This window comes from Sandaracinobacteroides sp., assembly GCF_057137845.1.
This window is the reverse complement of sequence record NZ_DBNHFX010000183.1, coordinates 1-10,887: the sequence shown is the minus strand read 5'-3', so window position 1 is coordinate 10,887 and position 10,887 is coordinate 1. Positions and strand designations below refer to the sequence as shown.

General features: G+C 64.1%; 8 protein-coding genes. 4 read left to right on the top strand and 4 right to left on the bottom strand.

The features are described 5' to 3' along the window. Positions 1–110 precede the first annotated feature (110 nt). From AC16JP_RS10305 to AC16JP_RS10290, 4 genes are all read left to right on the top strand, one after another. On the top strand, positions 111–2,990 hold the full coding sequence (locus tag AC16JP_RS10305; RefSeq protein ID WP_484340527.1) for a TonB-dependent receptor: 2,880 nt from the start codon (positions 111–113) through the stop codon (positions 2,988–2,990). Between the two features lie 170 nt (positions 2,991–3,160). Beyond that, positions 3,161–4,597 carry a DEAD/DEAH box helicase gene (locus AC16JP_RS10300; RefSeq protein ID WP_484340526.1) on the top strand — a complete coding sequence of 479 codons (1,437 nt, stop codon included), beginning with the start codon at positions 3,161–3,163 and terminating at the stop codon, positions 4,595–4,597. A 91-nt stretch (positions 4,598–4,688) separates the two neighbouring features. Next, positions 4,689–5,492 (top strand): enoyl-CoA hydratase-related protein, encoded by an 804-nt coding sequence (locus AC16JP_RS10295; RefSeq protein WP_484340525.1) that lies wholly within the window; start codon positions 4,689–4,691, stop codon positions 5,490–5,492. Between the two features lie 58 nt (positions 5,493–5,550). Beyond that, on the top strand, positions 5,551–6,030 hold the full coding sequence (locus AC16JP_RS10290; RefSeq protein WP_484340524.1) for a flavin reductase family protein: 480 nt from the start codon (positions 5,551–5,553) through the stop codon (positions 6,028–6,030). Here AC16JP_RS10290 and AC16JP_RS10285 read toward each other — a convergent pair. The 4 genes from AC16JP_RS10285 to AC16JP_RS10270 form a co-directional block, all read right to left on the bottom strand. Continuing rightward, entirely contained in the window at positions 6,021–6,920 is a 900-nt protein-coding gene (locus AC16JP_RS10285; protein ID WP_484340523.1) for a DMT family transporter, read from the bottom strand. The two genes, AC16JP_RS10290 and AC16JP_RS10285, sit on opposite strands and share 10 nt — an antisense overlap. 7 nt (positions 6,921–6,927) lie before the next feature. Then, complete coding sequence (locus tag AC16JP_RS10280) at positions 6,928–7,941, bottom strand: threonine aldolase family protein (RefSeq protein ID WP_484340522.1); 1,014 nt, start codon at positions 7,939–7,941, stop codon at positions 6,928–6,930. A gap of 95 nt (positions 7,942–8,036) precedes the next feature. Then, on the bottom strand, positions 8,037–9,680 hold the full coding sequence (gene recN, locus AC16JP_RS10275; protein ID WP_484340521.1) for a DNA repair protein RecN: 1,644 nt from the start codon (positions 9,678–9,680) through the stop codon (positions 8,037–8,039). Positions 9,681–9,706: 26 nt separating this feature from the next. Then, positions 9,707–10,555, bottom strand: coding sequence for an outer membrane protein assembly factor BamD (locus AC16JP_RS10270; RefSeq protein ID WP_484340520.1), 849 nt, complete (start codon positions 10,553–10,555; stop codon positions 9,707–9,709). Positions 10,556–10,887 lie beyond the last annotated feature (332 nt).

The following is a 10,887-nucleotide window of genomic DNA, read 5'->3' as shown; positions in this document are numbered from 1 at the left end:
GGTATCCGGCATGGCCGAAAACTTGGCCGTCTTGCCGGAAGTTTCTTTCGGGCAAACTGGCGAAGGGGAAATGCGCCCGCATCGGCGCGAGGGAGATTGCAATGATTTCGATGAAAGCCACGATCCGTACGGCACTGATTTCCGCCGTTTCGGTGCATGGTCTGCTGGGTTTTGCCGCACACGCGCAAACCGCCGAGGCTGGAGACATTCAGGACATTGTCGTCACCGCGCAGCGGCAGGCGCAAAGCCTGCAGGACGTGCCGATCGCGGTGTCGGCGTTTTCGTCTGAGGCGCTGACGGAAAAGCAGATCAACAACGCCAACCAGTTGCAGCTTTCACTGCCCAATGTCACCTTCTCGAAAAGCAATTTCACCGCCGCCAGTTTTACCATTCGCGGCGTCGGCGACCTGTGCACCGGCGTGACCTGCGACAGCGCCACCGCCATCCACATGAACGACCTGCCGCTGTTCGGTACCCGTATTTTCGAGACTGAATATTTCGATCTGGAACGGGTGGAAGTGCTGCGCGGGCCGCAGGGCACGCTGTTCGGGCGCAACGCCACGTCGGGCGTCGTCAACTTCGTGACTGCCAAGCCGGTGATGCAGCGGTTCAAGGCCTCGGGCGAGGCAGGCTACGGCAATTTCAACGAAATCCGCTTGCAGGGCATGGTGAACGTGCCGATCGGCGACACGCTGGCGATACGCGCGGCGGGTTTCTACCTGAAGCGTGACGGCTATACCAAGAACCTGTTCAACGGCGACAGCTATGACGGGCGCGACATGTTCGCGCTGCGCGGTTCGATCCGCTGGGAGCCCACACCCGACACCACGGTCGACGTGATGGGCTATTACTTCCGCGAAAAGGACGACCGGATGCGCGTCCAGAAGCTGATGTGCCAGACGGACCCTACGGGAGTCCTGGGCTGCCTGCCGGGCCGGCGGGAATATTCATTCACCAACGCCAATTCGACGCTTGCCAGCACCCTGTCCTCGAAGGAATTTCTGGCGATAGCCGGCGGTCCCTTCTTCCATGACTTCGGGCTTGCCAGCATCTACGGCAAGGATGTCTATTCCGGCATGCTGAACCCGGCGGATCCGCGTAAAATCTATTCCGACTATGCGCCGACATATTTTGCCGATGAAATCCAGGTGCAAGGCAAGATCGAACACGACTTCGGCGGTATCAGGGCCAAGCTTTCGGGCCAGTATCAGCAGAACTCGGTCAATAGTTCGCAGGATTATAACCAGTCGGTGATGAACCGGGCATTGTTCGCGCCCGCATTGCAACATCTGGCTGGCTATGCAGCGGTGCTGCCGCAGTTCCGGCCGATGGCGAATGCGTTGATGCCCAATGGCCCGAACGGCGATCTTTGCACATCGCTCACTGATCCGAACGGCATGGGGGCCTATGCAGGCCGCAGCCTGTGTTCGGCCACACCGCAGGATTTCGACCGCTCGAACGAACGGCGCCACGCCTGGACCGTTGAAGGCATCGTTTCCTCGAAGTTCGACGGGCCGTTCAACTTCCTGCTGGGTGCCACCTACAACAACATGGTCATGCCCGAGAACAGCTACTATGTGAATGCGTTCACGCTGGACTATTCGTCGGGCATACTGGGTGCGGCAAGCGCGCTTGGTAATCCGGCGCTCGGCAATGTCATCCTCGGACCGCCGCTCTATCGGAACCATACCGACCGCTACACCCTGAATAGCTGGGGCATCTTCGGCGAGGCCTATTATGATGTCACCGACAAGCTGAAGCTGACGGTTGGTCTGCGCCTCAACAACGACAAGAAATATGTCCGCGCCCGCTCGACGCTGCTGAGCTTCCTGGCGCCGACCAACATCGGCAATGCGTTCGATTCGCCGCATTTCGGCGATTTTGATGCGGATCCCGGCAAACTCGGCAACCAGCCGTGGCAGGAACGCAATGTATCCTTCCAGGAACTGACCGGCCGTTTCGTGATCGACTACAAGATCACCGACGACAATCTGCTCTATGCGTCTTATTCGCGGGGCTATAAATCTGGTGGCATCAACCCGCCGCTGCAACCGATCTTCCAGGTGTCGGATACGTTCGCGCCGGAATTCATCGACGCCTTCGAAATCGGCTCGAAGAACCGTTTCGCCGATGGTCGGGTGCAACTGAATGCAACGGCCTTCTATTACAAATACAAGGGCCTGCAACTTGCCCGCTTCATCGCGCGGACTGCGGTGAACGATAACGTGGATGCGAACATCTGGGGCCTCGAGCTGGAAAGCATCATCCGGCCGATCCCGCCGCTGGCGATCAACATCAGCGCATCCTATCTGCATACCCGCGTTTCGTCGGACAAATATCTGGCGGATCCGTTCGATCCGTCGGGCGGGCGTTCGGATGCGGTCATCGTCAAGGATCTGTCGAACGGTTCGAACTGCGCTGTGATCCCGAAGGGTGCAGGCGGCGCGGCGCTGTCGAACGGCTATGTGACTGCGGTGAACGCGGCACTTGGGCTGCGCGGCCCGGTTGCCTTCCCGTCGGACAGCGGCATCAACGGCGCGACCGGCGCATTCGGCCTCTGCGATGTTCTGGCCGGAAGTGCGGCGGCATCAGGCGTCGAGGTGCTCAGCCCCGGCGTTGCCAACAACATCCGGGGCAACAGCCTGCCGCAGGCGCCGGAATACAAGGTGTCGGCCGGCATCCAGTGGACCGAGGAATTCAACAACGGCATGACGCTGGTGCCGCGCGCCGACCTTGCGTTCAACGGCGAAAGCTTCGGCAGTATCTTCAACACCGACCGCACGCGGATCGAATCCTATGTGGTGCTGAACGCGCAGGTGCAGTTGAACGCTGCCGACGAACGCTGGTTCCTGCGCGCCTATGTGCAGAACATCACCAACAACAGCGCGATCACCGGCATCTACTCGACGGACGCCTCGTCGGGGAACTTCACCAACGTCTTCACGCTGGAACCCCGGCGTTACGGCGTGATGGCCGGGTTCAAGTTCTGATCGACCAGCGGAACCCGCACGGGTTTCAAGGGGGGAGGCGGCCATCCGCCTCCCCCTTTTTCTTTCCGGTGGCGCCGGATTGGCCGCAACTCTTTCCAATCGTCGCTGCAAACTGTATGGCGCGACGCGTCGTGCCGTGGATTTCGCGCGGCCAAACCTAGGTAAATGCCTTGCCCTTTTCCGATCTGCACCTGTCTGACGCCCTGCTGAAAGCCGTCGCCGATAGCGGCTATGATGAACCGACTGCGATTCAGGCAGCCGCAATTCCGCCCGTCCTGATGGGCAAGGATCTGATCGGCGTCGCCCAGACGGGCACCGGCAAGACGGCAAGCTTCGTGCTGCCGATGATCGATATTCTGGCCGAAGGCCGTAGCCGGGCGCGGATGCCGCGTTCCCTGATCCTGGAGCCGACCCGCGAACTTGCGGCGCAGGTTGCCGAAAATTTTGAAAAATACGGCAAGTATCACAAGCTTTCGATGGCGCTGCTGATCGGAGGCGTTGCCTTTGGCGATCAGGATCGCGCACTGGAAAAGGGTGTCGATGTGCTGATCGCAACGCCCGGCCGGCTGCTCGACCAGCATGGCCGTGGCAAGGTATTGCTGTCGGGCGTCGATGTACTGGTGATCGACGAAGCCGACCGCATGCTGGATATGGGCTTCATCCCTGATGTCGAGCGGATCTGCGCGCTGCTGCGGCCCGAACGGCAGACGCTGCTGTTTTCCGCCACGATGCCGCCGCCGGTGAAGAAGCTGGCGGACCGCTTCATGTCGAACCCGAAAACCGTCGAGGTTGCGCGTCCGGCCACCACCAACAAGGACATCACCCAGTCGTTGCTCGGCGTTGGCCAGCGCGCCAAACGCGAGGCGCTGCGGCACTTCCTGAAGCAGGAGGATGTGAAAACCAGCATCATCTTCTGCAACCGCAAGACGACGGTGCGCGACCTTGCTTCCAGCCTGAAGCGCCATCGGTTCGCCGCCGGACAGATTCACGGCGACATGGAACAGTCCGATCGTATCCGCGAGCTGGATCGCTTCCGCGACGGCGAAATCAATATTCTGGTGGCATCCGACGTTGCCGCGCGCGGGCTGGACATCAAGGGTGTCAGCCACGTCTTCAATTTCGACGTGCCGTGGCACCCCGACGACTATGTGCATCGCATCGGCCGCACCGGGCGGGCGGGCCAGAAGGGCGTGGCGATCACCTTCGTCGCCCCCGAGGACGAGGAAGCCATCGCGAATGTGGAAAAGCTGACGGGCCAGAAAATCCCGAGGCTGGAACCACTGGAGGCGGGGCAGGCGGAGAAGCACCCCGAGCGGCATCCCGACCGCAAGGCTGCGCCTGCGCGTGAGATGGAAAAACGCGACAGGCCAACGCGTGACAGGCCCGCGCACGACAAGAGCGCGGCGCCCGCAGATCGTAACACCCGCAGCAAGGCCGGTGAACGTGGCCGCGCGGATACCGAACCGGCGGTTGCACGGGAAAGGCCCGCGCGCCGGCCCGAGCGGACGCATCGTGGTGCGCCGCCGCGCGAGGCGGCCGACGCGCCAGGTTTCGGCGCCGAGGGTGTGCCTGCGTTCCTGCTGGTAAGCGCGCGGCCGGACGCCTGAGGGCGGTCGCGACCCTCGCCATTTGCCGAGCGGCACGATTGCCACCGCGCGCGCTAGAGCAGCTTGGTCAACGACATCCGGGAGACGAGATTTGAGCTACCAGCATATCCTGTGGGAAGAAGCAGACGGCGTCGCAACGCTGACGATCAATCGGCCCGACCGGCTGAACAGCCTGAACACCGAAGTGATCGCTGAAATGATCCGCGCGGTCGACGATCTTCGCGACGGCGTTTCAAAGGCGCGCTGCCTGGTGCTGACGGGCGCCGGGCGCGGTTTTTCCTCGGGCGCGGATCTGGCTGGCGGTTCCGCCGGCGGTGGCAGCAGCGGTAGCGGCCCGATCGACGCCGGGCGGGTGTTGGAAACCCATTTCAACGTGCTGCTGGAACGCTTGTTCGCACTGCCGGTGCCGTTGGTGACTGCGGTGAATGGCCCTGCTGCCGGTGCGGGCTGCTCGTTTGCGCTGGCTGGCGATATCATCGTCGCCGCCAAGTCAGCCTATTTCCTGCAGGCGTTCGTGAACATCGGGCTGGTGCCGGATGTGGGATCGACCTGGATGCTGCCGCGCATGATCGGGCGCGCCCGCGCAACCCGGATGATGATGCTTGGAGAGCGCATCCCCGCCGAGCAGGCCTATGACTGGGGTATGATTTCTGAGCTGGTCGAGGACGACCGCCTGATGGACCGCACAACCGAAATCGCCCGCAAGCTGGCGGCCGGGCCAACCAGGGCACTGACCCTGATCCGCACCGGCATCCGCGACTGCATGGACAAGTCGCTGACCGAAGGGCTGATGGTCGAGCGGCGTAACCAGATGGCGGCAGGCCGCAGCGCCGATTTTGCCGAGGGCGTTATGGCGTTTTTGCAGAAGCGTCCGGCCAACTTTATCGGTAATTGAGGCAGGCATGCCACGCGCGCAGCGGCCCGATCCGGCCGGGACAGGGGGAGCAAAGCCGATGACCGAACCCAGACGACCGGACCACAGGCCGTTGCGCGATGCGTTCGGCTGTTTCGCAACCGGCATCACCATCGTCACCAGTTTCGATGCGGATCGACGGCCGGTGGGCTTTACCGCGAACAGCTTTACATCAGTGTCGCTGGATCCCCCGCTGCTGCTGGTGTGCCCCGGCAAGCATATCCGCAGCCTGCCCGTCATCCGCGACTCGGGGTTGTTCGGGGTAAGCGTGCTGTCGGATCAGCAGAAGGCGATCGCCGAACGCTTTGCATCCAAGGTCGAGGACCGGTTTTCCGAAGGCGGCTGGGTCGAATCGGAATCCGGTGTGATGCTGCTGGAAGGGGCGTGCGCCAACTTTGCCTGCACATTGGTGAACGACATCGATGCGGGCGATCACCAGATCCTGCTGGGCCGGATCGACAGTTTCCGATCAGCCGAGAACCGGTATCCGCTGATGTTCCTGCGCGGCACCTACGGCTGAGCCTGTTCAGCACCTGCCGGTTGCCACAGAGCGATCACCATGCCGGTGATCGCCAGCAGACAGCCGACGATCGCCAGCCATGTCCAGTGGAAATCCTCGACCACTGTAGAGATAGACATGGCAAGGATCGGGATCAGCACGCTGGTCCATGCGGCTTCAGCCGGGCCGATGCGGCGGATGAGATCGAAATACAGCGTGAACGCGATCGCGCTGGCAAACAGCCCGAGGTATAGAAATCCAAGCCAGTATGCGGGCTGCGGGTCGAACTGCGGCGGCCCGGCGAAGGTGAACGCCAGCGCCGCGTTCATGCCCGCCGCCAGCAGCATCGACCATGCCATGGTGGCAACGGGCGACAGGTGGGCGGCGGCCTTTCCGGCCTGCAGCACATTGCCGACACTGGCCGACAGAACGGCGACCACCACCAGCGCAAGGCCAAGCGCAGTCTGTGCGCCGGCGTCGGGCAGCGACAATTGCTGGGCGAACAGCGCGCCGACACCGGCGATTCCAAGCGTTGCGCCGACGACGAAGCGGCCGCTGATGCGGCGCTTCAGGAAGATGCGCGCAAGGATCGCGTTGGGCACCATCAGCAGCGCAAACGCAACAGCCGGGATGCCCGACGGGATATATAATTCGGCCCGGTACACCAGGTTGAAGTTCAGCGTGAACTGAAACAGCCCGATCGCAGCCACCAGCGGCAGCGCGTTGCGCGGCAACGCCAGCGAAATGCCACGCAACGACGCCCATCCGGCAAGCGCCAGCCCGCCGGTCAGGAACCGGTAGGTGACCGACCAGCCCGGATCGACGGTGCCGAGTTGATATTTGATGACGATCCACGTCGTCCCCCAGATCAGGACGACGGCAATGAACTGCGCGATGGTGCGGGATTGCACGGGAAGCTCAGAGGGCGGCGATGGCAGCCGAGAGCCGCTCGATCGCGCTGGCATCCTGATCCCAGCGCACGACGATGCGTGCGACGTCGGGGCCTGCAAGTTCCCAGTCGTGAAAGCTGAACCCCTGTGCCCGAAGCGCTTCCCGTTCGGCCGGGCTGAGGCGCAGGAAGAGGGCGTTTGCCTGCACTGGATAAAGCAGCCGCCCGCCCGCGCTTGCCGCAAGCAATGCTGCGCCGGCGTTCGAGCGACGGGCGATATCGAGCCACAGATCGCCTTCCAGCATCGCCAGCAGTTGCGCGGCGGCAAACCGGCCCTTCGACGGCATCAGCCCGGCGCGCTTGCGGCGCACCGGAATGGTGGCGGCCAGTTTGTCGTCGAACACCAGCAGCGCCTCGGCCGACATGCCGCCATTCTTGATGCAGCCGAACGACAGCAGATCGACACCGGCGCGCCAGCTTGCGTCGGCCGGGCTGCACCCCAGATGCGCGACGGCGTTGGCAAAGCGCGCGCCATCCATGTGGAGGCGAAGTTCATGCGCTTTCGCCCAGCCGGAAAGCGCCAGCAGTTCCTGCGGATGATAGACGGTTCCGCATTCCGTTGCCTGCGTCAGGCTCAGGGCCGCCGCCTGCACCTGATGCACGTCGCCCCGCCGCCGCGCACTGGCGCGCTGCAATGCCTCGACGGTAAGTTTGCCCGCATTCGCCTCGACCAGCATCAGGCTGGCGCCGCCGGTATAGAAGGGGACGGAACCCGCCTCGTCGACTTCGATGTGGGCTTCGGACGAGCACCAGACACCGCCATATGGCGGCACGGCTGCCGCAAGCCCAAGTGCGTTGGCGGCGGTGCCCGACGGCACGGCGAACGCCCTGACCGGGCATTCGAACAGACGGGAAAAGGCAGCGTCCAACTGGCGCGAATAGCTGTCGGAATCATAGCCCGCTGCCTCGGCGCCCGCTGCACCGAGGACTGCCTGCATGATCGCGGGGTGGACGCCGGCGGCGTTGTCGGAAGCAAAATCCATGCGCGAACGCCTAGAGCATGTTCCCGGCCTGTGGAATCATCAGAATTCCGGCATGTCGCGAAAAATGCCTTGCGCGCGGTCGCAGCGGCTGCCGGTCAGGCGGAAAGCAGGCGCTCGGCCTGGGCGCGGGCTTCGTCGGTTATGTGCGTGCCCGACAGCATGCGCGCGATCTCGTCGGCGCGGCCTTCGCCATCCAGTTGGGTGACGCTGGTGCGCCCTTCGGCCTTGGCGATTTTCAGTTGATGCTGGCCGGCTGCCGCCACTTGCGGGCTGTGCGTGACGACCAGCACCTGCGCATCCTGGGCGACCCGCGCCAGCCGCTGGCCGATGGCGCTGGCGGTCGCACCGCCGACGCCACGGTCGATCTCGTCGAAGATGAGGGTGCCCGCCGCGCCGCGCCCGGCCAGAGCCACCTTCAGCGCCAGCATGAAACGGCTGAGTTCGCCGCCAGAGGCAATACGCGTCAGCGGGCCGAAGCCGGTTGTCGGGTTGGTGGATACTTCAAAGGCGATCTGGTCGGCGCCGGTTTCGCCGGGCGGCACGGCGTGGATGCAGGTGCGGAAATGCGCAGCATCGAGCTTCAGCGCCGGAAGTTCCGCCGCAACCGCAGCGTCCAGCCGCAGGGCGGCGCTGGTTCGGGCGGCGTGCAGGCGTTTGCAGGCGGCATCCAGCAGTTGGGCGGCTTCGCTTTCTGCAGCGCGCAACGACGCCAATCCGGCGCCCTGATCTTCGATCGCCGCAAGCCTGCTGCGCAGATCCGCTGCAAGGCTGTTCAGTGCGTCCACCTCGGTCCGGTGTTTGCGGGCCGTGGCGCGCAGCTCGAACAGCCGCGATTCCGCCGCTTCCAGTGCTTCGGGGGAAAGCTGCAACCGGGCGTGGGTGTCGGCAAGGCCCTGTTCCAGATGGTCGCCCTCGGCGAGGGCGCGGTCTGCCGCTTCCAGCGCATGGCGCAGGCCGGGGTCTTCGTCGGCGATCCGTTCCAGCCGGCGGGCCGCCTGCCGCAACTGGCCAAGCGCGCCCTGTTCACCGGAAACCAGTTCCTCGATTCGCGCCAGCGTTTCGGCAAGGCGGGCGCCTTTCTGCATGGCAAGGCGCTTGTCGGCCAAGTCTGCCTCCTCGCCCGGTTGCGGGTCGAGTGCCGTCAGTTCGGCGGCGGCATGTTCCAGCCATTCACGGTCGCGCGCGTCGGCATCGGCGCGGGCTTCTGCTTCGGCCCGACGCGCGCCCGCTGCCTTCCAATGTGCGTGTGCGGATGCAGTTTCAGCCAGCACGTCGCCATGGCCGCCATAGCTGTCGAGCAGTGCCATGTGGCCGCGCGGGTTCAGCAGGCCGCGTTCATCGTGCTGGCCGTGCATTTCGACCATCAGTGCGCCGATCTGGCGCAGGGTTCCCGCAGAAACGGCGGTATCGTTCACGAACGCGCGGCTGCCGCCATCGGCCTTCACCGTCCGCCGCAGGGTGATCGCGTCGGGTTCTTCGGCGGGCAGGTCGTGTTCGGCCAGCAGGTCGAGCGCGGGGTGCCCCGGTCGCAGGCGGAACTCGGCAGTGACTGCCGCCTGTGCCGCGCCCTTGCGGACGAGGGCCGCGTCCGCCCGTTCGCCAAGCGCCAGATTCAGCCCGTCGAGGAGGATCGATTTTCCGGCACCGGTTTCACCGGTAAGCACGGTCAGCCCGGTTTCGAAGCTGAGGGTCGCACGCTCGATGAGGACGAGGTCGCGGATCGAAAGCTGGACCAGCAACGCCAGGTTCCGCCAGCGGCTGCGCGTCAGGCGCCCGGAACGGCCGTGCCGATGCCCGCCTGCACGTTCGGCGCGTATTTCCGCATCAGGCCAAAGGCGCGATCATACCATTTCGAGCCGGGGTAATTCGCCCCCAGAACCGCAGCGTTGCGCTTCGCTTCCTCGGGCAGGCCGAGCGCCAGATAGGCTTCGACCAGCCGGAACAGCGCCTCTGGCGTGTGGCTGGTGGTCTGGTAGTCGTCGATCACGGTGCGATAGCGCGTGGCGGCGGCGATCCACTGCCGGTTGCGGGCGTAAAATCGCCCCACTTCCAGTTCCTTGCCGGCCAGATGGTCGTTCACCAAGTCGATCTTCAGGCGCGCATCGGCGGCATAGGGCGTGTCAGGGAAGCGGCGAACCAGTTCCTGCAACGCCGTCAGCGCCTGCTGCGTGACCTTTTGATCGCGCGCGACATCGGCGATCTGCTCGTAGTAGCTCAGTGCGATGATGTAATAGGCGTAGGCGGCGGCCTTGTTGCCAGGGTGCAGGCTGAGGAAGCGCTGCGCGGCAAGGATCGATTCGGAATATTGTTTCGAGGCGTAATAGCTGAACGCCGACATCAGTTGCGCGCGCCGCGCCCAGACCGAATAGGGGTGCTGGCGTTCGACTTCGTCGAACATGGCGGCTGCCATGCGATAGTCGCCCTTTTCCAGCGTGTCGCGCGCGATCGAATAGAGGGTTTCCACATCGCGTGCGATGTAGGCACGATCCTCCTTCGCCTTGTTGCGGTTGCGGGCGCAGCCGGCAGTCAGCAGCAGCGATGCGGCGAGGATCGCAGAAGCGATGACACGTCCGCTGACGATCGGGGTGGAAGCCGGGGCGGGTCGCAAGGGCATGGTGGCGGGTCTTACCTTTGGATGCGGCGGGCGACAAGCTGTCATGCGTGATTGCGTTGTAGGGCGCGCGTGAATGCAGTTTGAACGATCGGGTGGTGGTGCATTCGGCAGTTGTCGTTCGCCAAGGCTTCTGGTCAAGGTGGCTGCATGCGGCTAACAGGTTCGCCGCCTTTGCCTGGCCCGGCCGGACGCTGCGTCCGTACGGGGAATCAGGCAGGCAGGCGTTCAAACAGGCAAGTAAGGACTTCGATGCTCCAGTTCCTGCGCAAGTCGGTCTCGTCGTGGGTCGGCATTCTGGTTCTTGCACTCGCGCTGGGCGCGATGGTCCTGAC

Coding starts and splice junctions, on each gene's coding strand:
- AC16JP_RS10305 (WP_484340527.1), top strand. CDS start 111: ATGAAAGCCACGATCCGTACGGCACTGATTTCCGCCGTTTCGGTGCAT.
- AC16JP_RS10290 (WP_484340524.1), top strand. CDS start 5,551: ATGACCGAACCCAGACGACCGGACCACAGGCCGTTGCGCGATGCGTTC.
- AC16JP_RS10280 (WP_484340522.1), bottom strand. CDS start 7,941: ATGGATTTTGCTTCCGACAACGCCGCCGGCGTCCACCCCGCGATCATG.
- AC16JP_RS10270 (WP_484340520.1), bottom strand. CDS start 10,555: ATGCCCTTGCGACCCGCCCCGGCTTCCACCCCGATCGTCAGCGGACGT.